Annotated in this window: 25 protein-coding genes and 1 pseudogene; 12 read left to right on the top strand and 14 right to left on the bottom strand. The window is 64.0% G+C overall.

Translation table 11 applies throughout. From position 1 onward, the window contains the following. Nucleotides 1–84 precede the first annotated feature (84 nt). Entirely contained in the window at nucleotides 85–660 is a 576-nt protein-coding gene (locus tag ACFWB0_RS08875; RefSeq protein WP_378490069.1) for a TerD family protein, read from the bottom strand. 240 nt (nucleotides 661–900) lie between these two features. Between ACFWB0_RS08875 and ACFWB0_RS08880 the strand changes: the two genes are divergently transcribed. Genes ACFWB0_RS08880 through ACFWB0_RS08910 form a run of 7 tightly spaced genes read left to right on the top strand, consistent with a single transcriptional unit; the run spans nucleotide 901 to nucleotide 9232 of the window. Continuing rightward, on the top strand, nucleotides 901–2022 hold the full coding sequence (locus ACFWB0_RS08880; RefSeq protein ID WP_378490139.1) for a hypothetical protein: 1122 nt from the start codon (nucleotides 901–903) through the stop codon (nucleotides 2020–2022). Between the two features lie 29 nt (nucleotides 2023–2051). Further along, nucleotides 2052–3209, top strand: a complete 1158-nt coding sequence (locus ACFWB0_RS08885; RefSeq protein WP_378490140.1) for an HpcH/HpaI aldolase/citrate lyase family protein — start codon at nucleotides 2052–2054, stop codon at nucleotides 3207–3209. Continuing rightward, nucleotides 3206–4501, top strand: a complete 1296-nt coding sequence (locus tag ACFWB0_RS08890; protein ID WP_378490070.1) for a phosphoribosyltransferase family protein — start codon at nucleotides 3206–3208, stop codon at nucleotides 4499–4501. Before ACFWB0_RS08885 ends, ACFWB0_RS08890 begins: the two co-directional genes overlap by 4 nt. Beyond that, nucleotides 4498–5604, top strand: coding sequence for a cysteine protease StiP family protein (locus ACFWB0_RS08895; RefSeq protein WP_378490071.1), 1107 nt, complete (start codon nucleotides 4498–4500; stop codon nucleotides 5602–5604). Before ACFWB0_RS08890 ends, ACFWB0_RS08895 begins: the two co-directional genes overlap by 4 nt. A 38-nt stretch (nucleotides 5605–5642) precedes the next feature. After that, nucleotides 5643–6440, top strand: a complete 798-nt coding sequence (locus ACFWB0_RS08900; RefSeq protein ID WP_378490141.1) for an HAD family hydrolase — start codon at nucleotides 5643–5645, stop codon at nucleotides 6438–6440. 48 nt (nucleotides 6441–6488) lie between these two features. Beyond that, complete coding sequence (locus tag ACFWB0_RS08905) at nucleotides 6489–7706, top strand: TerD family protein (RefSeq protein ID WP_378490072.1); 1218 nt, start codon at nucleotides 6489–6491, stop codon at nucleotides 7704–7706. A gap of 2 nt (nucleotides 7707–7708) precedes the next feature. Beyond that, nucleotides 7709–9232 carry a TerD family protein gene (locus ACFWB0_RS08910; RefSeq protein ID WP_378490073.1) on the top strand — a complete coding sequence of 508 codons (1524 nt, stop codon included), beginning with the start codon at nucleotides 7709–7711 and terminating at the stop codon, nucleotides 9230–9232. 13 nt (nucleotides 9233–9245) lie between these two features. Here the strand turns inward: ACFWB0_RS08910 and ACFWB0_RS08915 are convergent, their stop codons facing one another. Genes ACFWB0_RS08915 through ACFWB0_RS08925 form a run of 3 tightly spaced genes read right to left on the bottom strand, consistent with a single transcriptional unit; the run spans nucleotide 9246 to nucleotide 11127 of the window. After that, complete coding sequence (locus ACFWB0_RS08915; protein WP_378490074.1) at nucleotides 9246–10364, bottom strand: CaiB/BaiF CoA transferase family protein; 1119 nt, start codon at nucleotides 10362–10364, stop codon at nucleotides 9246–9248. Further along, nucleotides 10361–10798, bottom strand: coding sequence for a nuclear transport factor 2 family protein (locus tag ACFWB0_RS08920; RefSeq protein ID WP_378490075.1), 438 nt, complete (start codon nucleotides 10796–10798; stop codon nucleotides 10361–10363). Before ACFWB0_RS08920 ends, ACFWB0_RS08915 begins: the two co-directional genes overlap by 4 nt. After that, on the bottom strand, nucleotides 10795–11127 hold the full coding sequence (locus ACFWB0_RS08925; protein ID WP_378490076.1) for a nitroreductase family protein: 333 nt from the start codon (nucleotides 11125–11127) through the stop codon (nucleotides 10795–10797). The genes ACFWB0_RS08920 and ACFWB0_RS08925 overlap by 4 nt, the downstream gene beginning before the upstream one ends. Before the next feature lie 100 nt (nucleotides 11128–11227). On the opposite strand from ACFWB0_RS08925, the gene ACFWB0_RS08930 reads away from it, so the two are divergent. Together ACFWB0_RS08930 and ACFWB0_RS08935 are read left to right on the top strand one after the other, a co-directional pair. After that, on the top strand, nucleotides 11228–11962 hold the full coding sequence (locus tag ACFWB0_RS08930) for an IclR family transcriptional regulator (protein WP_378490077.1): 735 nt from the start codon (nucleotides 11228–11230) through the stop codon (nucleotides 11960–11962). A gap of 165 nt (nucleotides 11963–12127) precedes the next feature. After that, a pseudogene (locus tag ACFWB0_RS08935) lies at nucleotides 12128–12748 on the top strand (alcohol dehydrogenase catalytic domain-containing protein); the annotation flags it as partial. A 149-nt stretch (nucleotides 12749–12897) separates the two neighbouring features. Here ACFWB0_RS08935 and ACFWB0_RS08940 read toward each other — a convergent pair. The 3 genes from ACFWB0_RS08940 to ACFWB0_RS08950 form a co-directional block, all read right to left on the bottom strand. Next, a complete protein-coding gene (locus ACFWB0_RS08940) occupies nucleotides 12898–14127 on the bottom strand; it encodes a DUF222 domain-containing protein (protein WP_378490078.1) in 1230 nt (409 codons plus the stop codon). Between the two features lie 82 nt (nucleotides 14128–14209). Beyond that, nucleotides 14210–14674: a MaoC/PaaZ C-terminal domain-containing protein gene (locus ACFWB0_RS08945; protein ID WP_378490079.1), complete on the bottom strand. Its 465-nt coding sequence runs from the start codon at nucleotides 14672–14674 to the stop codon at nucleotides 14210–14212. A 76-nt stretch (nucleotides 14675–14750) separates the two neighbouring features. Continuing rightward, nucleotides 14751–16295, bottom strand: a complete 1545-nt coding sequence (locus tag ACFWB0_RS08950) for a class I adenylate-forming enzyme family protein (protein WP_378490080.1) — start codon at nucleotides 16293–16295, stop codon at nucleotides 14751–14753. A gap of 112 nt (nucleotides 16296–16407) precedes the next feature. Between ACFWB0_RS08950 and ACFWB0_RS08955 the strand changes: the two genes are divergently transcribed. Then, nucleotides 16408–17106 carry a TetR/AcrR family transcriptional regulator gene (locus tag ACFWB0_RS08955; protein ID WP_378490081.1) on the top strand — a complete coding sequence of 233 codons (699 nt, stop codon included), beginning with the start codon at nucleotides 16408–16410 and terminating at the stop codon, nucleotides 17104–17106. A gap of 140 nt (nucleotides 17107–17246) precedes the next feature. Here ACFWB0_RS08955 and ACFWB0_RS08960 read toward each other — a convergent pair whose 3' ends face one another. The 4 genes from ACFWB0_RS08960 to ACFWB0_RS08975 form a co-directional block, all read right to left on the bottom strand. Continuing rightward, the gene (locus tag ACFWB0_RS08960) at nucleotides 17247–18110 is read right to left on the bottom strand and encodes an SDR family NAD(P)-dependent oxidoreductase (RefSeq protein WP_378490082.1); all 864 of its coding nucleotides are present in this window, start codon (nucleotides 18108–18110) and stop codon (nucleotides 17247–17249) included. A gap of 62 nt (nucleotides 18111–18172) precedes the next feature. Beyond that, entirely contained in the window at nucleotides 18173–18970 is a 798-nt protein-coding gene (locus tag ACFWB0_RS08965) for an enoyl-CoA hydratase-related protein (protein ID WP_378490083.1), read from the bottom strand. 34 nt (nucleotides 18971–19004) lie between these two features. Next, entirely contained in the window at nucleotides 19005–20645 is a 1641-nt protein-coding gene (locus tag ACFWB0_RS08970) for a class I adenylate-forming enzyme family protein (protein ID WP_378490084.1), read from the bottom strand. Between the two features lie 119 nt (nucleotides 20646–20764). Further along, nucleotides 20765–21217 (bottom strand): MaoC family dehydratase, encoded by a 453-nt coding sequence (locus ACFWB0_RS08975; RefSeq protein WP_378490085.1) that lies wholly within the window; start codon nucleotides 21215–21217, stop codon nucleotides 20765–20767. Nucleotides 21218–21511: 294 nt separating this feature from the next. Between ACFWB0_RS08975 and ACFWB0_RS08980 the strand changes: the two genes are divergently transcribed. Beyond that, entirely contained in the window at nucleotides 21512–22666 is a 1155-nt protein-coding gene (locus ACFWB0_RS08980; protein WP_378490086.1) for an acetyl-CoA C-acetyltransferase, read from the top strand. A gap of 12 nt (nucleotides 22667–22678) precedes the next feature. Beyond that, the gene (locus tag ACFWB0_RS08985; RefSeq protein WP_378490087.1) at nucleotides 22679–23827 is read left to right on the top strand and encodes an acyl-CoA dehydrogenase family protein; all 1149 of its coding nucleotides are present in this window, start codon (nucleotides 22679–22681) and stop codon (nucleotides 23825–23827) included. 75 nt (nucleotides 23828–23902) lie between these two features. On the opposite strand, the gene ACFWB0_RS08990 is transcribed toward ACFWB0_RS08985, so the two are convergent. From ACFWB0_RS08990 to ACFWB0_RS09000, 3 genes are all read right to left on the bottom strand, one after another. Beyond that, the gene (locus tag ACFWB0_RS08990; RefSeq protein ID WP_378490088.1) at nucleotides 23903–24976 is read right to left on the bottom strand and encodes an ABC transporter ATP-binding protein; all 1074 of its coding nucleotides are present in this window, start codon (nucleotides 24974–24976) and stop codon (nucleotides 23903–23905) included. A 39-nt stretch (nucleotides 24977–25015) separates the two neighbouring features. Beyond that, nucleotides 25016–25453, bottom strand: a complete 438-nt coding sequence (locus tag ACFWB0_RS08995; protein ID WP_378490089.1) for a h domain protein — start codon at nucleotides 25451–25453, stop codon at nucleotides 25016–25018. A 95-nt stretch (nucleotides 25454–25548) separates the two neighbouring features. After that, nucleotides 25549–26151 (bottom strand): hypothetical protein, encoded by a 603-nt coding sequence (locus tag ACFWB0_RS09000; RefSeq protein ID WP_378490090.1) that lies wholly within the window; start codon nucleotides 26149–26151, stop codon nucleotides 25549–25551. Nucleotides 26152–26165 lie beyond the last annotated feature (14 nt).

Here is a 26165-nt window from a genome sequence, read left to right on the forward strand (position 1 = left end):
TATGCAGGGTGGTTACTGCAATTCGGCAAATGCAGATCCGGTCCCGGCATCGAGGCCAAGGACCGGATCCGATTCGAACGGTTCTTAGACGTTGACACCGTAGTCGCGGGCGATGCCCGACAGACCCGACGCGTAACCCTGACCGATTGCGCGGAACTTCCACTCTGCGCCGTTGCGGTACAGCTCACCGAACACCATGGCGGTCTCGGTGGAAGCGTCCTCGCTCAGGTCGTAGCGGGCGAGCTCGGTGCCGTTGGAACGGTCGACGACGCGGATGTAGGCGTTGCGGACCTGGCCGAACGACTGGCTGCGCGCGTCACCGTCGTAGATGGAGACGGGGAAGAAGATGGACTCGATGTTCGCCGGAACGGCAGCCAGGTCGACGTTGATGATCTCGTCGTCGCCGTCGCCCTCACCGGTCTTGTTGTCGCCGGTGTGCTCGATGGAGCCGTCGGGCGACTTCATGTTGTTGAAGAAGATGAAGTGCTGATCCGAAACGACCTTCTTGTCGGCACCGGTCGCGATCGCACTCGCGTCGAGGTCGAAGTCGGTGCCGGTGGTGGTGCGCACGTCCCAGCCGAGGCCGACGGCCACTGCGGTCAGGTTCGGAGCTTCCTTCGTGAGGGAGACATTGCCGCCCTTGGTCAAGCTGACGCCCATGCGGGGTCCTTTCGATCGGTCGGTCGACGCACCGGAGAGGTACGCCCGGTTTCGTGCGTATCCCCCACAGTAATAGGTGGGAATGAAGTACGCCCCTGTCCACTATGCCCAGTGTTGTGGGCCACGGCGCCGTCGGCCGCGCGACCAGTACCATTCGGTCTTGTGGCGAGCCGATGGACACGCCGCCTCTTCGGCGGCGGGCGCACCGAAGATCCCGCGGCTCGTCGTGCCCATGACACGATGGTGGCCGCGTTCCTCGACATGGACCGGCGCCAGTCCGTCGCCGAGGCCGGGGTCGCCGAATCACATGAGATCGCGCCCGAACGGAATCTGCTCCGGCAGTGGGAACCGATCCGGCAGACCTGCTATCGAGCAGCCGAAGGGTATCTGCAGCTCGCACACACCGATCCCGACCAAGCTCTTGCTCCCGCCGCAGCGTATGACCAGGTGACACGTCAAATATCGGATGCAACAAGAATTCTCGATGAATTCTATGAGAACAATCGGGGACACCTCGAGCATGCGACCGCACTTGCCCAGACCGCTCCCCAACTCGCGCATCGAGTTCGGGCAGACGCACAGGTGGCTCTCGAAGCCCTGCAGGCCCCCGAACGCATGTCCTTCGCGCATTACCCGTCTGTGCGCACAGCCGCCGACCAAGTCGGTGCTGTGCTGCGCACGCTCGACTCCGCTCGCGGCACCGGCGCTGTCCGCTCGGCTGCTCATCAGGTAGAAGAAGCGACGAAAGCCCTACGCCAGGCCCTTTCCGAAGCACCTGGCCGGCAGGCCGAGGCACGCAACACCGTGGCATCGGTCACGACTCGATCGAGCGCCGTACGCACTCGGGCTTCGGGCCTACCACCGGCCTACTCCGCGTTGCTCCGAGAGTTCAACGCCGCGAGTTCGGCCGATCTGTCCGGCAACGAACAGCAGGCCCACGCACTGCTCGAACGCGCTGAGGCACGGCTCGACGAAGCGCGCCGGGCAGCCGCAGACGCCCGGCCCGAACTGGCACTCGACCTCGCGACCGAAGTACGCGCAGAGCTTGCAGCGGCAGAAGACCTGGTCGACGCGGTGACCGATCGACTCGCGACGCTGCGCGCCGTGCGCGAGAATCCTCGGGCGAAGGTCGACGAGGTGCGGTTCCGCCTGCGTGATGCGCAACTACTCGCGGTGCAGCGCGACCTGGCTGCAGAATGGGGATCGGTCCTCGACGCCCAATTGGACCGGATCGACAGAGCCGTCGACGCTCTCACCGGGGTTCACCCCGATTACTGGGCATACGTGCGCGACCTGGATGCCGTATCGGATTTCATCGCTGGAGTGGTTGAACGAATGAGAGGACGGACAGACCGCACATGACAGGGGCGACCTACACCGAAGTGCGCAACATGCGCCACTTCCGCCATCTGGATCAGGCCACCCTGGACAGACTGTTTCTCCACGAACCGGAGCCGTTCGGTCACACCGACGAGCGCGAGCGTCTCGCACTCGCGCTCGGTGCGACCCTGTATGTGCCCGCTACCCGCGCCGACCTCGCGGCAACAATCCAGCGGCGTGCCGCCGAGGGCGTCACCTCGATGGTCCTCGATCTCGAAGACGCCGTCGCCGACGACGAGGTCGAGTTCGCTCTCAGCAACGCAGTGGCCACGCTCGACGAGCTCGCCGCCGATGACACCGGCCGGATGCTGCTGTTCGTGCGGGTCCGCACCGCCGACGGTATCGGCCGTATCGCCCGCGGTCTCGGCGCCGGCACCGCGGTCCTCACCGGGTTCGTAGTCCCGAAGTTCACTGCTGAATGCGGCCGCGACTTCCTCGACGCTATCGTCGACGCGTCGACGTTACTCGGCAAACACCTGTATGCCATGCCCGTCCTCGAATCCACAGCGATCGTGCATCGCGAAACCCGCGACGACGAACTGCGCGCGATCTCGCAGTTGCTCGCCGAATACCGGTCTCGAGTACTCGCGGTGCGGATCGGTGCGACCGACATGTGCAGTGCGTTCGGCATCCGCCGCGACCGCGACCTCACCATCTACGACGTACGTGTCGTCGTCGACGTCATCGCCCATATCGTCAACCATCTGGGCCGGACCGACGGCACCGGCTTCGTCATCACAGGCCCGGTCTGGGAGTACTTCGCCGACCACGAACGGATGTTTCGGCCGATGCTGCGCGCTACCCCGTTCGAGGAGCAGGACGCGGTGCTGTTCCGGCAGCAGCTCGTCAGTCGCGATCTCGATGGGCTGCTGCGCGAGATCGCGCTGGACCGAGCAAACGGTATCCAGGGGAAAACCGTCATCCATCCGTCGCATGTCGCCGCGGTGCATGCACTGTCCGCGGTGACCCACGAAGAATTCCACGATGCCGTCGACATTCTCGATACCGACACCGGCGGGGTTCAGGCGTCGGGCTACGGCAACAAGATGAACGAACGCCGACCGCATCGCACCTGGGCGCAGCAGACCCTGGTGCGCGCCTCGGTGTTCGGAGTCACCAACAAAGGAGTCTCGTTCGTGGACCTACTGACGGCGTTGGTGGACCGGTGACGGATACATTGCAGACCTTATGGGCCACAGAGACATTCGGTCTGGTCCTGCATCATGATGCCACGTCGACGGGGTACACCGTGCCCGAACTCGTCGAACCGGGCCTGCGTCGTAACCCTCGACGCGCGCATCTGCTGGTCTCGACGGTCCTCGGCAAGCACCTGCCGACAGATCCCGAGGTGGTGCTGGCTGCGGGTCGCCGACTCGGACAACTCGTCGCCGACGTACTCGGACCGATCGCCTCCGATGCTGTCGTGCTCGGATTCGCAGAAACAGCAACGGGGCTCGGTCACTGCGTCGCCGACAGCCTCGAGGCCGCATGCTATCTGCACTCCACGCGCCGCCACGTTCCCGGCGCCGACGTCTTCGCCGGGTTCGAAGAAGGTCACTCCCACGCGACGTCGCACCTGCTGCAGCCCACCTCGCCCGAGTTGTTCGCGAACACTGCGCCACTGGTGCTCGTGGACGACGAGATCTCGACGGGCGCCACCGCGCTCGACGCGATCCGCGCTCTGCACCGGCAGCAACCCCGCGACCACTACGTCGTCGCCTCCCTGGTCGATATGCGCGCGGACGAGCACCGCCTGCTCACCGTTGCCACCGCCGACGAACTCGATGCCCGCATCGATCACGTGAGCCTCGCCGGTGGGCACACGGAGATCCCCGACGGCCTGACCTCCCGTGTGACGGCGCTCCCCGACCCTGCTCTGAATCCTGTTGCATCGCAAAGGGGAGAGATTCGTTTCGTGCAGCTGCCATGGCCGGGCCACGTTCCCGACGGTGGCCGCCATGGGGTACTGAACTCCGATGTCGCGGGGTTCGATGCCGCCATCGACGCCGCCGTCGACGCGATTGTGGACGTCCTCGATGTCGCGCGCCCAGCGATCGTGATCGGCCACGAGGAACTGATGTATCTACCGCTGCGGCTCGCGAACGCGCTCGTCTCGCGCGGAACACCGACGCGGTTTCAGACCACCACGCGTTCCCCGGCGTATGTCCTCGATGTTCCCGGGTATCCCCTTCGTCGCGGATTCACCTTCACCGCACCGGAATACATCGACATCGACCTCGAGCCCGAGTCACCACGATTCCTGTACAACGCACAGTGGGCCGGCACCGACACACGACCCGAACTGATCCTGGTGATCGACGGCCCGGCCGACACCGAACGCCTGCGCGCCCCGGGCGGTGTGCTCGACGTGCTCTCGGCCGCGGGAGAGGACGTGCTCGTCGCCGTCGTGCCGTCCACGGATCCGGTGGCACTGCGCCACTTCAGGGAGGAAGCCCGATGACCACGCCGCTGACCGGACCCGAGTTCGGGTCGTACGCAGCCGACGAAGTGAGCTGGCTCCTCAAAGACCTGTCGCATCTCGACCTCGAAGGCAGCATCGCCGAGCGCGAAGCCCGAATCCAGGCGGGACTCGCGCACTACGCCGAGTCCCTGCCCGTCGAGTACCAACCCGACGCTGCGTACCGGGAACTGTTCGACAAGGCCCTCGCCACCACAGCGCCCCGTCTCGCGCAGGCCGTCGGCACCGTCACCGAACTCCTGCTCGCCGAACGCGGCACCGATCTCACGCTCGTGTCGCTGGCCCGAGCCGGAACCCCCGTCGGGATCCTGATCCGACGCTGGGCGCAGCAGCACCACGGCCTCGATCTTCCGCACTATGCGGTCTCGATCGTGCGTGGTCGCGGGATCGACAGGGCTGCACTCGATTACATTACCGAGCATCACAAGCCGGAGACTGTGGTCTTCGTCGACGGCTGGACCGGCAAGGGCGCCATCGCGCGGGAACTGTCGGCGGCGCTCGCCGAATACGCCGCATCCGGTGGGCCGTCTCTCTCGAGCGATCTCGCAGTCCTCGCCGATCCCGGACACTGCGTGCGCACCTTCGGCACCCGAGATGATTTCCTCATCGCGTCGGCATGCCTGAACTCGACCGTGTCGGGCCTCGTGTCGCGCACCGTGCTCAACGACGACTTCATCGCACCGGGTGAGTTCCACGGCGCCAAGTTCTACGCCGAACTCGCCGGTGACGACGTCTCCGGCGAGCTTCTCGACACCGTGGCCGCCGAATTCGGCGATCGCACACCCGCCGTCGCGCAGGCTCGGCAGATTCTCGGGTCCGACCGGCGACCCACCTGGGCGGGCTGGGAATCGGTCGAGAAGATCCGAAAGCAGTTCGACATCTCCAGCATCAACTTCGTCAAGCCCGGCGTCGGCGAAACCACCCGCGTGCTGCTGCGCCGAGTGCCGTGGAAGGTTCTCGTACGCGACAGCCACGCCGACGAGCATGCTCACATCCGGATGCTCGCCGCCGCCCGCGACGTTCCGGTCGTGGAAGTACCCGACCTCGCCTATTCATGCATGGGCCTGATCAAGGACATGCCGTGACCGCCACCGCACTCATCGCCACCGATCTCGACCGCACGATGATCTACTCGCGCGGCGCGATGGGCGAGGACAGGTTCGCCGCGGGTGGTCTCCTGTGCGTCGAATACTACGAAGGTGCCCCGCTGTCGTATGTGAGCGAGTCGGCAGCGCTCGGGTTGCGCGACCTCGCTGCGTCCCACCCCGTGGTGCCCACCACCACGCGCACCCCCGAACAGTTCCGTCGTATCGACCTTCCCGGCGGTCCGTGGCCGTACGCGATCACGAGCAACGGCGGAGCGATCCTCGTGGACGGACAAGCCGATGCGAGCTGGCGACGCGGCATCGATGCCACGGTGCGCTCTGCCTCCGCGAGCCTCGACGAGGTCACCGCCGAGCTGCGGCGACGCATCTCGACCGAGTGGGTGTCGAAGTTCCGGATCGCCGAAGACCTGTTCTGCTATCTGGTCGTCGACGTCGACGTACAGCCCCGCGACTTCATGAGCGAGTGGAGCACGTGGTGCATCGACCACGGATGGAACGCCTCGCAGCAGGGCCGCAAGATCTATTCGATGCCGGATCCCGTGTGCAAGAGCCGCGCGGTCGCGGAAGTGCACCGACGACTGACCGAGGCGGGCCTACTCGCTTCAGGCTCCCCGGTGCTCGCGGCAGGCGACGGTGCGCTCGACGCCGAGATGCTCGCGTCCGCCGACGCAGCCATCCGTCCGCGACACGGCGAACTCGAGTCCATCGGCTGGCAGCATCCGACGCTCACGATCACGGAACACACAGGTATCGCGGCCGGTGAGGAAATCCTGGACTGGTTCACCCGCTCCGCTTCCGTACCGGTGGCTTCGTAGAGTTGATATCCACCGTCCACCTATCGCCGACACAGTGAGGTCTTCGATTTGTCCAGCTCGCTCGCCAAAGGCCAGAACGGCCCCCTCAGCGCACACGACGTCGTCGTTTCTCTGGAACTGACGACACCGGCAGATCTGTCTGCGCTGCTGGTCAAAGCCGACGGCAAGGTCCGGTCCGACGCCGATTTCGTGTTCTTCAACCAGCCCACGGGTCCCGGCGTCAACCTCGTGCCGGGCGCACCCGGGCAGGCCGCGTCCCTGTCGGTGTCGCTCGGTTCGGTGCCTGCCGACATCGAGCAGGTGCGCGCGGTCATCACGCTCGACGACGCGTCGAGCAGCTTCGGGCGCTTCGCTCCGCCCACGGCTCGGGTGTCCGATGCGAACGGCACCGTGCTGTACGAGTACCGGGTCGAGGGTCTGAGCAGCGAATCCATCGTGATCGCCCTCGAGCTGTATCGCCGCCAGGGCGCCTGGAAGGTTCGGGCGGTCGGACAGGGCTACGCCGGAGGGTTCGCTGCATTGGTCACCGATCACGGTGTGTCCGTGGACGATGCACCGGCGGCCCCCGCCACCCCGCAACCTGCCGCACCTTCTCGGCCCGCACAGCCCGTCGCTCCGCCGCCGCCGGCCTACACCCCGCCGCCGGCGGCGCCTGCCGGTCCTCCGGAGGTGAGCCTGACGAAGAGTCGTCCGGTAAGTCTCGTCAAGGGGCAGAAGGTCACTCTCCGGAAGGACGGCGGTGTCGCGCTCACGTTCCTGCGGATGGGACTGGGCTGGGATCCCATCGAGAAGCGCGGACTGTTCGGCAACCGTGCCCCGAGCATCGACCTCGATGCGTCAGCGGTGCTGTTCGCCGACCAGAACATCGTCGACGTCGCCTACTACGGACAGCTCACCTCGAAGGACGGCTCGATCCAGCATCAGGGCGACAACCTGACGGGCGAAGGCGCGGGCGACGACGAGGTCGTGCTGGTCGACCTCTCGCGTATCCCCCCGCACATCAACACGGTGATGTTCATCGTCACGTCGTACAAGGGACACACGTTCGAGCAGATCCAGAACGCCTTCTGCCGACTCGTCGACGGCTCCACCAACGACGAGCTCGCCCGCTACACGCTGCAGGGCGGAATGCCGTTCACCGGCATGGTGATGGCGAAGGTGTACCGCCAGGGCAGCGAATGGAAGCTGCAGGCCATCGGCGAGGGCATCCAGGCCAAGCATCCGGGTGAGGCTGCGCCGCAGCTCGGCCGCTTCCTGGTCTCGTAGCCGTGAACGGAGTGTTCTCGTCGGGGCAGAACGCTCCGTTGACGGCGCACACCGTCCGCTTCACCGCCTCGGCTGCCGCGCCGATCGACCTGTGCGCGTTCGTGGTCGACGACCGCCTGCAGGTCGCGTCGTCGGGCGACGTGGTGTTCTACAACCAGCCCCGGACGCAGGGTGTTCGACTCGACGGCGACACGATCGTCGTCGAGTTGGCCGCCCTGCGCACCGGCGCTCGCGTGTTGTTCGCGGCGGGAACGGATTCGGCCGTGTCCGTCTCCACCTCGCTGACAGATCCGTCGGGTGCACCGCTCGCCGCATTCGATGTGGAACCGTCCGGAACCGAAACCGCACTGTTGTGCTGGGAGATCTACCCGCACAACGACAACTGGAAAGTGCGGGCCCTCGGCCAGGGATACGCGGGCGGCCTCGGTGCGATGTTCACCGCGCACGGCGTCGAGGTCGACGACGAAGCTGCCCGTGTCGCACCTTCCGTCCCCGAGATGTCGGTGCCGGACGGCCCCGCACCCTCCTTCGAGTGGTTGTGGAAAATCTTCGAGGACGCCGCCCGATCCGCGACGGCCTACCTGTCGGCACACGAATACGCACAGCACCGCCTCGACGATGAACTGTCCGCAGCCGTCGCCGACCCCGCGACCCGCACCGGCGTTGCCGCGGAAGCCGCACGTGCTCGAGCACACCGACGCTGTGAAGAGTTGAACTCTGCTGCAGAACAACGACACCGGGACGATTCAGCACGACTCACCGACGAACTGAACACCATCGACAGCCGATTGCCCGCATCGTTGTCGACATGGACGTCCACTTCCTGGAATACGCTGCGCACGCCCAGCGACGGAATCCGAGTGGGTGAACTCTCGGCTCCCGAACGCGGAACTCTCCAGGTGCCACTGTGTGTGCCGCTTCCGATGCATCGGCCACTGTGGATCGACGGCGGCGACTCAGAGATCCAGCAGGACTCGGCGACACAACAGGTTGTCACCGCGCTCGCACTGCGCCTTCTCGCCGCACGACCCGGTGCGCGCGTCGATATCGTCGACCCCGCGAGAGCGCTCGTCGAACTCCGGGAACTGGCCGCACCTGTACTCGCCGGACCACCCGTCCTCGATATCGGTGGTGTCGCAGCCAAACTGAAGGGCCTGGCCGACAGTGCCGATCTGACGACTCTGGCGATGTCCACGGACCCTGCTGCGGCGCACCTGGAACCGCGCGTCCTCGTGCTCGTCGGCGTGCCCCACGGTTACAGCAGCGACGACCTCCTGCAGGTCATCCGGCTCACCCGCCTTCCCGGCGCGCAGCACATCTCGATTGTGATCGCCGGCGCAGCCGACACGGTGGTGGACGATCCGGCATTCCAGATTCTGCTCGAGCAATCCCAGCATCTGCCGTCGAGCGCCGATGGACATTTCGCGGACCCGTGGACCGGAAGCGACTGGACCTTCACTCCCGATGTGATTCCCGCCGACGCGGTCCTGCTGCAACGTGTGATCACGACCCTCGGAGCCGTCTGACGTCGCTCCCCGTTCAGCGAACCAACTCGTCCCCTCGTTCGAGAGCCCACGCACGAAGCACCTCGTCCGTGTCCTGCCCCGGTGTAGGTGGCGGAGTCCCCAATCTCGTTCTGGTAGCAGAGAACCGCGGAGCAGGAGCCGCTTGCAGAACACCGTTGTGTTCGATGAGCGTGTGACGCTCGACCATGTGCGGATGGTCCGCAGCCTCGCGCAGGGACAACACCGGAGCAACGCACGCGTCGGTTCCCTCGAACACGGCAGCCCACTCATCGCGGGTTCGTGTCGCGAACACCTCCGCGAGCAGGCGTCGGGTGGCCGGCCACGCACTGCGATCGTGTTGTTCCAGCGGGTCCAGGTCGAGTTCGAGGATGCGCATCAGCTCGGCGTAGAACTGCGGCTCGAGCGCACCGACCGCGATGTGCTTGCCGTCCGACGTCTCATAGACCGCGTAGAAAGGAAACCCGCCGTCGAGCATGTTCGTGCCGCGTTCGTCGCGCCATGCGTTCGCCGCCATCATCATGTGTGTCGAGGCGAGCAGATGCGATGCTCCGTCCACAATTGCAGCATCGACGACCTGTCCCTCACCGGTCCGGTCGGAGTGCCGTAGAGCCGCCAGAACACCCATCGTCAGGTAGTTCGCTCCCCCGCCGAAGTCGCCGACCAGATTGAGCGGAATCCGAGGTGGCCCATCGACCTCACCGATTGCGTGCAGCGCACCGGTCAGCGCGATATAGCCGATATCGTGCCCTGCGCTGTGAGACAGCGGGCCTTCCTGGCCCCAGCCGGTCATTCTCCCGTACACCAGTCGGGGGTTACGAGCGATACACACTTCGGGACCGAGCCCGAGTCGCTCGGCAACGCCTGGTCTATAACCTTCGATCAGGATGTCTGCCTGCTCGACCATCGCGAGGACCGTCTCGACGTCGCCTTCGCTCTTGAGGTCGAGGGCGACGGACTTCTTGCCTCGGTTCAGGATGTCGAGATGCTCGAGGCCGGGGAAGAAGCCGCTGCCACTCGGCCGTTCGACCCGGACGACCTCCGCTCCCATGTCGGCAAGGGTCATGGCGGCGAACGGGGCCGGTCCGAGGCCGGCCAGTTCGATCACCTTGCAGCCGTCCAACGGACCACTCATCTGCCGTCCTCCATGTTCGTCTCGGATCCGTTGGTCTCAGGTTCGAGTGCGTGAGCCCAACGGGCACTGTCGGTCAGTTGGGTGAGTTCGACGATGCGGTCACCGTCGAACCGAAGGATGTGAACGAATTCTGCGTCGAATTCGGTGCCGGACTTCTTCCCTCGTCCGCGGTACACACCCCGTACGAGGAGACGATCGTCGTCGAGTGGAAGGTATTCGCTCGGGTAGGCCGCCGCGATCCACGAACGCGCGATTTGTCCCCAGAAGTCGCGCAGCATCGTTTGCGGTGACCCGTAGACGCCGCCGAGACCGAGCGGAAGCCCCGCGGTGGTGTGTCCACTGAAGGTCGGATGCAGCCGGGAGAGAATGTCGCCCCGATTCCCCTCCGCAAGCGAACGATACAGGCCCGCAGCGACCTCGGCGCGATCCGTCACGAGATCACCGTCGCAGCAGTGTCGATGTCCGCGCGATTCGTCCGGAACGCGTTGGCGGGGTGCTCGCGGTCGGCGAATCCGAATGAAATGCCCAACAATATTTTTCGGTGTTCCGGAAGACCGATTCGCGCTCGTAGGAAGGGAGCGTGCGAAGCGAGCGTGAGATGCCACGGTTGCGTGTTGCACCATGAAGGGCTGCCCTGAGCCATCGTCAGAAGCTCGTCGAGTAGGTCGCGTGGCACCGGCGCATCCGAGAGCGCGCGGCAGCTCTGCCTCTCGGTGAGCAGATCGTCCAGAACAGCGGCGCGCTCACCGGTTGATGCGGTCACTACACAACCTCCTTAATTGAATCTATATTAGAACTGTAGGTCGCGTTCCTGACAGATGCAATGCGACCGCCTGTCGTCACTGGAATGAAAGGTCGTCAGAATGCTCTCCACCGTCGCCCGCACCGGAAGTGTCCTCAACCTGTTCACCATCGACAAGCCCGAGTGGGGCGTGCGAGAAGCAGCCGACTACTTGGGACTTCCCAAATCCAACACGCACGAACTGATGGCAAGCCTGAGCCGGATCGGCCTGCTCAGGAGGACCCCCTCGGGCAGGTACCGGCTGGGGTGGCGACTGCTCACCATCAGCGCCGATCTGCTCGGTGGATCAGGGTTCGAAGCCCGCGCGCACCAAGTGGCGGACGAGTACGCGGCACGGCTCAACCAAACCGTGACGGTGGCCGCGTGGGACGGCCTACACGTCGTATGCGTCGCCAGTGCGGCAGGGCGGCGTGACGGTGAGGCAGTAGCTGACGGCGCCACTCTGCCGGGCCATGCCACCGCACTCGGCAAACTACTGATGTCGAGCATGCCCTGGGAGACGACGATGAGCATCATCGATCGTTACGGACTGCCACGCTGTACAGCGGCGACAGTCGCCAGCGCCTCCGAGCTCGAGAGTCAACTGGAGGCGGCGCGTCGGACCGGCCTTGCACACGAATACGGCGAACATACCGAAGGTCTCGCATGCGTGGCCACTGGTATCCACGATCGCGGCGACCTGGTGGCGGCGGTGTCGGTAACCGCACCCGTCGAGAGGATGCAGGTGCGGCGCGAGGAATACACCGCTGCTGTGCGCGGCGCGGCACGTGCTCTGCTCCGACCGAAGTCCAGATGATTCCGGCCCGATCAACCAGCGGTCGGGAAGGCGGCTCCGACGCACTCAATGCCTACACCGAGCCGAAGTTCATAGCACTGAATCGCTCGGCCCGGCCCTGAACAGAGCGCTTTCGCCCTGGTCCTCGACCCCACATGACATTGTTCTCGACCACAAGGAATGCATGTGAAGATCGAAGCTGCCGTTCTCTGGGAACAGAATGCGAATTGGAGTGTCGAGGAAATCGGACTCGTCCGCCCCAGCGAAGGCGAGGTGCTCGTTCGCTACGCCACAAGCGGCTTATGCTATTCGGTTGACCACTGCCGGGTTGGTGACGTCCCCGTGAACATGCCCACCGTGGGTGGACATGAAGCGGCCGGGATCGTCGAAGATGTAGGTCCGGGAGTTCGCACCCTGAAGGTGGGTGATCATGCAGTTGCCTCGTTCATCCCGTCGTGCGGGCGGAGTCGATGGTGCTCTACCGGCCACTCCAATCTCTGTGACCTCGGCGCATTCATCATGGCCGGCTCGATGCCCGACGGCACGTACCGCCGACGCACGAATGGGACCGACCTCGGCGCGCTGTGTCTTCTCGGGACGTTCGCGCCGTACGGGACGGTGCTGGAAGCTTCGCTGGTGAAGATCGACGACGACATCCCTTTGGACGTGGCGAGTCTCGCCGGCTGCGGAGTCACGACCGGCTGGGGCTCCGCAGTCAATTCGGCACGCGTGTCCCCGGGAGATACCGTCGTGGTGATCGGAGCGGGCGGGATCGGGTCGGGGGCCATCCAGCGCTACTCTCTCGCCGAGGTCAACACCGACTACGAGAACATGTTGGCCGGTAAGAACATCCGAGGAGTCATCGAACACCGCCACTGACCGAAAACATACGCAGCCACCGATGCCAGGGCACACGGGTGCCCTGGTGACGGTGGCTGTATTCGTCGATCTGTAGGTCAGGCGACCAGATCCGGCCTGCTCCCCGGAATCGGCTTACGGAACACATCCACACTGGCCGGTGGAATGAACTGCGGCCGACGCTCGTCGGTCATCTCCACTTCCCACTGCGTGTGGTGCATCAACCGGTGATGATGACCGCACAGCATCACCAAGTTGTCGAGATCGGTGTCGCCGCCATCGACCCAATGGGTCAGGTGATGGGCATCGGCCCACGCCGGGGGTGTCGAACACCCGGGGAAGGCACATCCGCCATCTCGGACGGCCAGCGCTCGACGTTGCGCCGTCGCAGTCCGGTGCGTCCGCCCGTGTGCCAGCGGCACGCCGTGTTCGTCGAGCAGGATCCGGGTGACCTGACAATCGCACGCGAGCATCCGGGCGGCATCGATCGAGAGCGGCCCGGCCCAGAGCTCGGTCGCATACCCATGTTCGGGTGAATGGGTGAACAGTTCCTTCACCGCAGTGTTCGTCGTCAGATCTTTGATGGAGGCGGTGACCGTCACGTGCGGCTTCACGCCGCCTTCGACGGGGACGAGGCCGGCGGCTTCGACGAACTGCAGGAGTTGATCGAAGGCATCGGCGGTGCGTTTCGATGCCGGCCGATCATCTTTGATGCCGTTTACCTCGGGCCTCGGCGCGGCCAGCGGGGAGAGCAGATGCCGCAGGCGGGCACCGGTGACCGCGTCGAACTCCCCTTTGATGACGACCCGGCCGTGCCAGGTGGTGGAGACGAACAGTTCGTTGCGTGAGGAGTCTTCGCCCGGTGGTGGTCCGTCGCCGGTGTTGTAGAGGTGTTCGAGTCTGCGGATCAGGGCCCGAACGGTGGCTTTGGTGGCGACCTTATCGGAGGCGTGGTCGATGAGGATGGTGCGGGCTTTCTCGAAGTCGCAGGGGTTCATGGTGCGGGGGTAGTGCTGGCAGAAGTAGGCGATCTGCCGAGCTTTCTCCGCATCCAACAGCCCGGAGGAATAGGCTTCGCGTACTTCCGGTTCCAGTCGCAGTAGCCGTGCCAGTGTTTCGATGCGGTGGCACTCACCGATCTCGAGGTTCGTCGCGGCGCACAGCCAGTGGGCGGGGCTGCGGTAGCCGTGTTCTTTGACGGTGTCGCGTTCGATCATTTCGATCATCAGGTCGACGCGGTGTACCTGCCAGGTATGGATTTCGGCGGAGACGGCGAGTGTCTCGGCCATGAGTTGTGTGTTGTCGAGTTTCCAGGCATCCCCACCCATGACGAAATTCTACCGAACAAACTTTCGATTCGCAAGGATTTTCGAATGGCCATTCTCTTGCTGCGCCGCAATGCTCGCGCAGTCAGGATTCGATACTCGACCGGACGTATACCTCGGATATGCTTGTAAACAAGGGCTTTCCGTCACCGATGAGTTCACCTTGCACGACCACAAGAGTGCGACCCGGTTTGTCGTTGTCGACTTCGGTCACACGCAGATGCCCGGAAACCGTGGTCCCTGGCCGCAGAGGCCGCAGGAACCGCACATCACGAAGCCTGCGCCCGGCTATGACATGCCAGTGACGGAACGCAGCCACGACGGAAAGCCTCTGGAAGATCGCTATCGTCTGCACACCGCTGGCAATCAGGCCGCCGTACGGCCCTTCGTCCGCAGCGTCGGAATCGATGTGGAACCATTGGGGATCCCACTGTTCGGCGAACCGGATGATCTCGTCCTCCCCGACTGTGTATTCGGAAAAGTCATAGGTCGCCCCGACCTCAATCTGGTTGCCCCACATATTGTGAGCCTGCACTACCTTCGAATCCATTCCGCACCTCTCCGAAAGGCGCGACCGCCGACGGAACCAACTCCATCGACGGCCACACTGAATTTCTCAGTTCGAATCACGCACCTCCGATTGCGCGATCCTGCCCTTCCCAGTGGCCCTTCTTGACCTCGCGTCGCAGGATCTTGCCGACCCCGGACTTCGGAAGCGTATCGACAAACTCGACGGACGTGATCTTCTTGACCGAACCGACCGCTGCGCGCGTGACCTCGATCAACTCCTCCTCCGTCACTTCAACGCCCGGCTCGAGCACTACGAATGCCCTCGGCGTCTCGCCCCACTTCTCATGCGGAACACCGACAACGCACACCTCACGCACTGCCTCGTGCGAAGCGACAGCGTTCTCCAGCTCAGCAGGCCAGATGTTGTACCCACCGGAGATGATCATGTCTTCTTTTCGATCCGCGAGGAAAAGGAATCCGTCCTCATCCAGATACCCCATGTCGCGAGTGAGCAGACGACCGTCGGACAAATGCCGCTCCGCGTTGGCTTCCGGATTCTTCCAGAGCTCGTTCATCTGCCCAGGTGCACTGACGGCGATCTCACCGACCTCACCCGCCTGCAGGGTGTTGCCATCGGCATCGACGATCGTGATCTCGGTGTTCGGCGTAGCACGACCGACCGAGCGCAGATACTTGTCGGTGTGCTGATGCGGCTGCAGCATGGTGACCGTGATGCATTCGCTCTGCGCGTACAGCTGGTAGAGCACCGGCCCGAACTTGTCGAGTGCCCGTTCGAGGGTGCGCTCCGCGATCGGCGAAGCCGCGTAGTTCAGGCATCGCATGCTCGACAGATCCCGGGTATCGATGTCGGGGTGCGCAAGCAGAGCGGAGATCATCGTCGGGACGACGAGGGTGCACGTCGCCCGCTGCTGCTCGATCAGTTCGAGTGCGCGGCCGGGTTCGAAGGACGGCATGACGATGATGCGTCCACCGACCTGCAGGACGGGCCACAACCACAGCGATGCCGCATGCGTGAGCTGTCCCGCCGCAAGATATGCATCACGCTCATCGATCTGCGGCGTGACCCAACGGTATTCATCATCATTGGCAAGCCAGCGCTCGATCGTGTGGACGATCCCCTTGGGCCGACCGGTCGTCCCAGCCGAGAACCGGATGACATGAATGTCATCAGGACGGGTTTCGACAACGGGGGCCTTCGGTGACGCCACTGCGAGTGCGTCCTCATAGGAGGTAGCACCCTCCGGCGCCTCACCCCCGAAGACGAGGACCCGTTCGAGCTTCTCGAGGCCCGGAAGCTGGGGTGCGATCGTGTCGTACAGATCGGCATTGACGATGAGGACACGCGCGTCGACCAGCTCGAGGAGGTACGAATTCACTTCGCCCGTCTCGTGGGCGTACAGGCCCGCCCGAACGAATCCGCCGAGAGCGCATCCTGCGATCAGCTCGACGGTCTCGAACGCATTCGAGCTCAGCAGTGCGACACGATCGCCCTTGTTGAGACCGATATCGGTCAGCGCGTTCGCCAAGCGGCTACCACGCTCGTACAGCTCGGTGTAGGTCTGTTCGCGTCCGTCGCACCAGACAGCGACGTTGCCCGAGAACTGGGATGCGGATTTCGAGAGGAGAGCGCTGAAGTCCATGTCCGAGATTCTCCCCATGCCAGTGATGCACGTCACCCCCCCGTCCGGATATGGCGGACAGAAGACGCAGCTGGCATACCACCTCCGTGAAGAGACCGATACAATTTGATTCGTGGCTAGAAAAACGCGATCGGTCGAAGACAGCAAGAGTGCTCGTACCCGCGAGCGCATTCTCGACTCGGCTGCGTACGTCCTCAGCCGCAAAGGATTTGCGGGAACACGACTGACCGATGTCGCTGAACACGCCCAGCTCCAGGCACCGGCCATCTATTACTACTTCAAATCCCGCGAGGAGCTCATCGAAGAGGTCATGGTCGTCGGAGCGCAGCGCATCTGCGCGCATGTTGTGGAAGCGCTCGACGCACTCCCCTCCGACATACGGCCCATCGACCGGATCCTGACAGCTGTCGAAGCGCACCTGCGATTCGTTCTCGTCACCTCCGAGTACACGACTGCCGCGACACGCAACGGCGGGCAGTTGCCCGATCACCTGCGCGACCGGCATGAAGCCGAGCGTACGGCCTATGGTGACGTATGGCGCGAGCTGTTCACCGACGCCGCCGCAGCGGGCGAACTGAAACCCGATCTTGACGCAGGCGCTACCCGAATGCTGGTGATCGGTGCGCTGAACTGGACCGTCGAGTGGTGGGATTCCACACGCGGTTCGATCGACGCACTTGTCCGCACCGCCCAATCGATCGTCATGGGTGGGATCAGCGCACCAGAAACGACGTCGGGCATAATCGATACTTCACCCGCGAAGCCGGCTCGAACCCGGAGTCCGCGTCGCAAGAAGACCGTTACGGCCTGACCCAGGAACGTCTGCGCATCCGAGCGGTTCATGCACTCCGCGTCGGTCACATCCAAGAGTTAGGACTGCGGCGGTGTTGCCACGCGTGGGAACACCGCCGCAGTTGCACCACGTCGAACAGTAGTGCGGCAGCGACGCGCTCAGCCGACCGGGTTTGATCCCGGAACGGCATTCGAGAGGTCGACGATCTCGTCCCAGCGCGCAGCAACCTCGTCAACTGTCGGCGGCTCGGCGAACGTCACGCCCTTGTTCTGGAACTGCGCGACTCTCTGGACTTGTCCCCCACCGACGACGAAGACCGAACCGGTGTCGGTGCAATCCTCGCTCACCAGATGCGCGACCACTGGAGCGACATGTGACGGCGGGAGCTTGGCCAGGAAATCGGCGGGAGCGATATCCTCCGTCATACGCGTCGCCGCGAGTGGTGCCACCGCATTCGCGGTGATGCCGAACTTCGCACCCTCAATTGCGAGAGTGTTGATCAGCCCTACGAGGCCGAGCTTCGCTGCACCGTAGTTCGACTGCCCGAAGTTGCCGTACAGCCCACTCGTCGAAGTCGCGACGACGACACGGCCGAACTGCTGTTCACGGAAGTGCGGCCACGCTGCGCGCGTGACGTGATAGCCGCCGTATAGATGCACCTTCATGACCGCGTCCCAGTTGTCGTCGGTCATCTTGTGGAACGCCCCGTCACGCAGGATTCCCGCGTTGTTGACGACACCGTGTACTGCACCGAATTCATCGATGGCGGTGCGAATCAAACTTTCGGCTCCCTCAGCTGTGGCGACGCTATCGTAGCTCGCGAAGGCCAGCCCGCCCCCAGCGCGGATCTCCTCGACGACAGAATCCGCCATCGCAGAGCCCGAGCCGGAGCCGTCGCGTGCCCCACCGAGATCGTTGACAACGACGCGCGCACCCTCGCGAGCGAGCATCAGCGCGTATTCCCGACCGAGGCCTCCACCGGCTCCGGTGACGACGACGACGCGGTCTGCGAGTCCGGACATGTTCTTCTCCTCCAATAGCATTGAACGGTCGATGATCTTCGATGAACGAACCAGAGGTTGAGCTAGCGCCCTTCGAATTCAGGCGCCTGCTTGGTGACGAAACTCCGGAAGGCTCGGGTGGCGTCGATCGTTCCGGCGATCCGCCCGACTGCCGCTGTCTCTTCGGCGAGGTGGGCGTCTCGTTCTGCGGTGGCAGAGCGCCGGAAAAGTGTGCGCATCGTGCCGTAGGCTCGGGTGGGTCCGGAAGCGAGACGACGGGCGATGCTGGCCGCGTTGACGGTCAGGTCCTCAGCGGAAACAACACGGGTGATCAGGCCCCATTCAGCGGCCTCGGTCGCGTCGAGGACTCGGTCTTCGAAGTACAGCTCCGCCGCTCGTCGCACGCCGATGAGCCGGGGCAGGAACCACGAGGTACCGCCGTCACCGGTCAGACCGATGCTGCCGAAGCCCAAGGCGAACTTTGTCTTCTCCGAGGCGATGACGATATCCGAGATGTACAGCAGGCCCAGTGCACCACCGGCGACCGCTCCGTGCACAGCGCACACGACCGGCACCTCGAGCCGCGCGAAGCGCCCGAGCGCATCGTGATAACGGGCGGCCATCCTCGAGAGTGTCTCCGGCAGCGCCTCCACAGCAGTGGAGGCGAACACACCGACGTCGCCGCCGACGGAAAAGACCGGGCCGCGCCCCTCGATGAGGACCGCTCGCACCGACTTGTCGTGGGTGAGACGGATCGCAATGTCGTACAGGGCGTCGGCGACCTCCTGATTCATGCCGTTACGAGCGTCGGGGCGGTTCAGGATGATCGTTGCAATACCCTCTGCCACAGTACATTCGACGGAAGCAGCTTCGGTTGTCATTTGGTTCTCTTCCTCATTGCCGGATCCGGACGCATCACGGAATTTGGGTGAAGCCGCCCGATTTCAGCGCGTCACGCAGCAAGAATTTCTGGATCTTGCCCGACGGGGTGATCGGCAGCTCCGTTGCCAGGTACCAGTCACGCGGAATCTTGAACCTCGACAGGCGATCCGCGCAGTGGTCGAGCAGCGACTGTTTCAGACCGAGCACCGCGGCGCCGCGTGGCACGACAATGGCCGCAACGGCCTCGCCCCACTTCTCGTCGGCCACACCCACCACTGCGACCTGCAGAACACCATCGTGCGAAGTGAGGCACGACTCGATCTCCGCGGGAGCGATATTCTCGCCGCCGCGGATAATGAGATCTTTGAGCCTGCCGGTAATCCGCAGGACTCCTCGCGAGTCGAACGCGCCCAGATCCCCGGTGTGCAGCCAACCGTCCGGGTCCACGGTCGTCGCGGTCGCCTCGGGGTTGCCGAGGTATTCGATCATCTGCTGGAATCCACGGGCACAGATCTCGCCGGACTCTCCGAGCGGAACAACGTTGCCGTCGATCGGATCGACTATCTTCACCTCGACTTGCGGGATCGGCCGGCCGCTCGTGTTCACCTGGTCCTCGCGACTGTCCGCCGTCCGGGTCAACGTGAGCACCGGAGCCAGTTCGGTCTGCCCGTAAAGGTTGTGCACTGTTGCACCGAAGATCTGCTCGGTCGCCTCGATCATGGACCCCGGAACATTGGCGCCCCCACCGAGAACGCGCACGAGTTGCGGTGCGGGCTCTTCAGACGTGCGTGCGGCTTCAAGAACAGCACCGAGGATCGTCGGGACGTAGTAGAGCACCGACGCGGCCTCATCGCGCAGCGCCTTCAGTGCGGCAATCGGCGTGAACTGCTCGAGGAGGATCATCGTGCCGCCCATCCAGATCGTGCCGAGCGTTCCGATGACGCACGACGCCGTGTGGAACATCGGCAGAGGATTCACTGCCACGGGGTTCGGCGGCGATTCGATGCCTTCGAGAGTGAATCGCGCGACATTGACAAGGGAACGATGCCGTAGCAATACGCCTTTGGGGAGCCCGGTCGTGCCCGATGTGTACTGGAGCATGACGGGTGCGTCCGCGTCGGAAGCGTCGGGACCGGCCTCGGCAGGGTCGATGGGTGTGTCCGCGATCCATCGGCCCGTCTCGGACAGGCTGACGATATGCGTGAGCGATCCGCATCGGGACGCGGCCGCGGCAGCAACGGTTGCCATGTCGTACTCGCGGCTGACATCGGCATGAATCAGAGCGGTCGAGCCGGAATGATCGAGCGCGTAAACGAGTTCGTCTTCACGTAGGACCGGGTTCAGGGCGACGAGCCGGACTCCGGCGAGTGCAGCCCCGAACATGACGATCGGCCACTCCACGACGTTCGGAGCCCAGAGTGCGACGAAGTCCCCAGGCCGGGCGAGCTGCAACAGTGCGGTCGCAACTCGAGAAGCCTCGTCGTGCAGTTGCCTGTAGGTCAGACGGCGGGTCTCACCGGTGCCGTGCGTGACGCCGACCAGCGCTGTTCGCTCGCCGAACTCCAAGGAACGCTCACGGAGAACGTCACCGACGGTGTAGTCGACGAGGGGCACGCTGTCATCGATGGGCCAGTGGGACTCGGTCAGATTTCGGATATCGAGAGCGGATGTCATCGAATGTCTCCATGGGTGGGCGGTCGGCGGCTGGCCGGTCCGGGTGGGAAGTATTGGTGCCGACATCATCGATGCGGGCCGGGCTGGATCGACCCCGTCTCCCGGTGATGTCGTTCCGGTCAGGCAACAAAGCGCGCAATGGATTCGGCAATGCACGCCGGCCTGTCGGATCCCTCGACCTCGAAAGTGGTGTGCAGTTCGATCTGTAGAGCGCCGTCGAGTGGGGTCACGGTGCCGATACGCGCACGTGCCCGAATACGAGCACCGACATGCACAGGAGTCACGAATCGAACCTTGTTCAACCCGTAGTTGACGGCCATCGTGATGCCGTCGACCCGATAGAGCTGCTGCTGCAGAACCGGCATCATCGACAAGGTCAGGAAGCCGTGGGCGATCGTGCCGCCGAATGGCCCGTCCTTCGCACGGTCCGGATCGACATGGATCCACTGGTGATCCCCGGTGGCCTCGGCGAAGAGATCGATCCGCTTCTGATCGACCTCGATCCACTCGCTTGCACCCAGATCCACCCCCTCTGCAGCAGACAATTCGCCAAGACCGGTGAAGACCTTCATGAGAACTCCTCGTGAGGACGGGAAAGGGGTTGACCCAGAACGGATCGCAGTCGCAGCATGAGCTCGTCCGCGATGATGCGATGACCTTACTTCTAATTGCGGTTAGAAATCTAGACCCCGCAGCTCCCCGGCGCCACAGGCCTGCTCCCACCGCACGGATGCTTGAAATTGAATGTAAATTAGATAAGATCCACCTCGAGCGTTACGGATCACCGCGGTCCGGGATTCGATAAGCCCCGCATTTGTCGCAGAGTCCAGCGCCCACCACCGAAACCCACCTCACAGGAGGACCCCGTGCCCGAGGCCTACATCGTCGATGCCATCCGACTCCCGGTCGGCCGCCGAAAAGGTGGATTCGCCGACAGCCACCCGGCCGACATGGCCGCGCACGTCATCTCGTCCCTCGTCGGTCGCCATGACTTCGACCCTGCCGACATCGACGACGTCGTGCTCGGATGCCTCGACAACATCGGGTCCCAGGCCGGCGACATCGCACGAACCGCCGCTCTCGGCGCGGGACTTCCCGAGTCCGTCCCCGGCGTCACGATCGATCGCCAATGCGGCTCCTCGCAGCAGGCCGTCCATTTCGCCGCCCAGGGCGTGATGAGCGGCACTCAGGATCTCGTCATCGCCGGCGGCGTGCAGAAAATGAGCCAGTACCCGATCCTGTCGGCTTTCGGCGCGGGCGAACCGTTCGGTTCATCCGACCCTTGGACCGGGTCCAAGTCCTGGCACGCCCGCTACGGCGACGAGGAGATCTCCCAGTTCCGCGCCGCCGAACTCATCGCCGACAAGTGGGGACACACTCGCGAGCGATGCGAGGAGTTCGCCTTCGAAAGCCATCAGCGCGCGATCCGTGCGATCGACGAGGGCCGTTTCGAGCGGGAGATCATCTCGTTCGAGGGAACATCCGTCGACGAGGGGCCGCGCCGGGACACCACCCGCGAGAAAATGGCGGGCCTGGATCCCCTGACCCCCGGAGGCAAGGTTACCGCCGCGGTATCGAGCCAGATCTCCGACGGCTCCGCCGGCCTCCTCATCGCATCCGAAACCGCTGTACAGCGATACGGTTTCACCCCGCGTGCCCGGATCCACCACATCTCCGTACGCGGCGCCGACCCCGTGATGATGCTGACCGCACCGATTCCCGCGACCCAGCACGCGTTGAAGAAGACCGGCCTGTCCATCGACGACATCGACGTCACCGAGATCAACGAGGCCTTCGCACCCGTCGTCCTGGCTTGGCTCGACGACCTCGGCGCCGACCCGGCCAAGGTCAACCCCAATGGCGGCGCCATCGCGCTCGGCCACCCCATCGGCGCGACCGGCGCTCGCCTGATGACGACCATGCTGCACGAACTCGAGCGTACGGGCGGCCGCTACGGACTGCAGACCATGTGTGAAGGCGGCGGCCAGGCCAACGTCACGATCATCGAACGACTCGGCTGAGCGGGAACCGGCATGGATCGCAACTTCTATACCGCTGACCACGAGGCATACCGCGAGACCGTCCGCGAATTTCTTCAACGCGAGGTGGTTCCGAACCAGGATCATTGGGATCGCGAGCACATGATCGACCGCAGCGTCTTCGCTCGCGCGGCGAAGAACGGGATCTACGGCCTGCAGATCGGAGAAGAGTACGGAGGATCAGGCGAATCCGATTACCGGTACCGGATGATCGTGTGCGAGGAGGTCGCCCGTATCAATGCACTCTCCTTCGGGCTGACAGTCGCCCTCCAAGACGATCTGGTCCTGCACTACCTGCTGGACCTCACCACAGAGGAACAGCGGCAACGCTGGCTACCGGGCTTTGCGGCCGGCGAAGTCATCGGCGCACTGGCCATGACCGAGCCGGGCGCAGGCAGCGACCTGCGAGGAATCCGGACCAGCGCCCGGCGCGACGGGGACAGTTGGATCTTGAACGGGCAGAAGACCTTCATCTCGAGCGGCATCATGGCCGACCTCGTCGTCGTAGCTGCCCGCACGGATCCGGACGGAGGCTCGCGCGGATATTCACTGTTCGTCGTCGAACGAGACATGCCCGGCTTCGTCCGGGGCCGGCAGCTGGAAAAGATGGGTCTTCCCGGGCAGGACACCGCCGAACTCTTCTTCGAGGACTGCCGCGTGCCGGCGGCGAATCTACTCGGAACCGAGGGATACGGTCTCCAGCACCTCATGAGTCACCTGCCGCGGGAACGTCTCGGGGTCAGCGCGACAGCGATAGCGACGGCGCGAGCAATCTTCGAGCAAACCCGCGAATACTGCAAGCAGCGCCAGGCATTCGGGCAGTCCATCGCCGATTTCCAACACACACGCTTCGAGCTGGCCGAGATGTCGACCGAGATCGACATCGCCGAAACCTATGTGGATCGCTCCGTCCTCGCGTACAACGCGGGCACGCTGAGTCCAACCGATGCAGCGAAGGGTAAGTGGTTCGTCAGCGAACTGCAGAAGCGCGTGCTCGATCGGTGTCTGCAACTCCACGGTGGATACGGCTACATGATGGAGTACCCCGTTGCGAGGGCCTACGTCGACACCAGAATTCAGACGATCTACGGTGGTACCACCGAGATCATGAAGGACCTCATCGGCAGGGAACTCATCCGCTGAGTCCCCTTCCCTGTGTGGAGGTTTCGGATCATCTGCCGAAACCTCCACACAGGACGATCGGTCGGTTGACCGGACTCAGTCGACCATCCCGGCCTGCATCACCGGAAGCACCTGGGTATCGTCCTCCCACCCCGCCCGATCCGACGTGTCGTGCCGATATCCGCCCCCGTTCGACGCATCGAAATCCTCGAGGATCGCGGCCTGCGCAGCCGGCGGCAACGTGTGCAGGATCTGCCGCACCCGCCCCTGCCGTCGCGCCACCGCCTGCCGAAACGGCATCCCCGGCGTCGCCTGCATCTGCGGCACGATGCCCTCGACGTCCTCGACACCACCGGCGTGGTGACCGGCGTCCACGAGCGCCTGCTCGTGCGCCATCTGAGCCTCGTCCTTCTCCTCCGACATCCCGATCGGACCGATCATCGAGCCACCCAGGAACTGCTTGACCACCGGCTCGTCGGAGGTCAACAACACCTCCCGAGGACCGAACATCACCAACTCCCGACGGAACAACATCCCGATGTTGTCGGGCACCGTCCGCGCCAGGTTGATGTTGTGCGACACGATCAGAATCGTCGCGTCGATCTCGGCGTTGATATCGATCAACGTCTGCGAAATATAGGTGGTACGAACCGGATCCAGACCCGAGTCCGGCTCATCCACCAGAATGATCTGCGGATCGAGCACCAACGCCCGCGCCAGCCCCGCACGCTTGCGCATACCGCCGGAGATCTCCCCCGGAAGCTTGTCCTCCGCACCGATCAAACCCACCAGTTCGAGCTTGCTCATCACCACAGCCCGAACCTCGGACTCGGACTTCTTGGTGTGCTCACGCAACGGGAACGCGACGTTGTCGTACAGGTTCATCGAACCGAACAGTGCGCCGTCCTGAAACAGGACGCCGAACAGCTTGCGGATCTCGTAGAGCTCCTTGGACGAGCACTGCATGATGTCGGTGCCGTCGATGACGATCGATCCCTCTTCGGGTCGCAGCAGCCCGATCAGCGACTTGAGGAACACCGACTTACCGGTACCCGACGGACCCAGCAGCGCACTGACTTCACCGGCCGGAAGTGTCAGCGACACGTCCTTCCAGATCCGCTGTGACCCGAACGACTTCGTCAATCCTGCGACGGATACTTCGACACCCACGAATTCTCCTAGGAACTTTATGGCCGAGCCTGATTCGGATCAAACCGACTGAACTTGGTTTACCTTCCATCGACCGTCGACCTGCCTCAGGGAGACTTCGACGCGGCTGCTGTCGCGTCGAGTGCCCGGTTCATCGACCGAAGTCGTTGTCTGATCCATGAACAACAGAACGGTGACCGTGTCTCCGTCCGAGCCGGCAATCCCGGACCGGACGACGTGTGCAGTTGTCGAGATCTGACGTTCCCGGGCCACAGGCACGATCACCTCGTCTACAAGTGTTCGGTAGTCGTCTGCGAATGGCCCGGCAACGCCCGTCAGCGCCTCCGAAAGATCTGTATCCACGCTCGTATGGTCGTAGGTGAGCAGATCGACCATCACCTGTTCAGCCGCCGCACGTGCCTCGACTTGGTGATCAACGGCGGCATGCCCACGTTCGACCTGCCACCAGCTCAGAGACGCCCCGACGACAGTCGCCAACGCCACTGCCGCGACCCCTATCCGGGGCACGAGACTTCGCCTGTTCGCAGGGGTGACCTGAGGATTCTCCCGCGCGGCCGGTTCGGCAGTGTCGCTCACGGCAGTACCTCCATCGTGGCAACGGCCCACCGGCCATCGCGATGTTCGAGTTCAAGTTCCATCCGATAGACGCGGCGCTGCCCATCGGGCACTTCGGTGTTGCTGACAGTCGAGACGACTGCCGCGATCACCGTGGCACGGTCGTCATCGGCATCGACGATCGCCACCGAAGGAACCTCTCCGACTGCCGAAACCTCTCCCCTTCCGAGAACTGTGGTGAAAGCTTCTGCGGCGTCGGCAAACTGTTGGCGGAGTGTTCCTGTGGTTCCCTCGAGGATTCGTTCGAGGCCGCCCTGCGGATCCTCGCTTCCCACCGTCACCAGATCCGTCGCAACTGTCCGAGCGGTATCGAGCACCTGCCGATCACGCGAGGACTCGAGCTCCGTTCCACGCCACTCCCAAATACCGATCATTCCGACCAGGAGCGCGACCAGAACGACTACCGAAGCCGCTATCGTGAATCCACGGCCCAACCGAGTGCCCGAACCCGATCGGCGTGTCACGCGGGAACCATCGCCGGCTTCGGTATCCGAGTATGCGGCGCTCCGGTCATCGAGCATTTCGTCCGCTGTTTGCGGCAGAGAATCAATATTCGTCATTCGCGCAGTCCTCC

It is taken from the genome of Rhodococcus sp. NPDC060086 (assembly GCF_042730275.1).
Lineage (GTDB): Bacteria > Actinomycetota > Actinomycetes > Mycobacteriales > Mycobacteriaceae > Rhodococcus.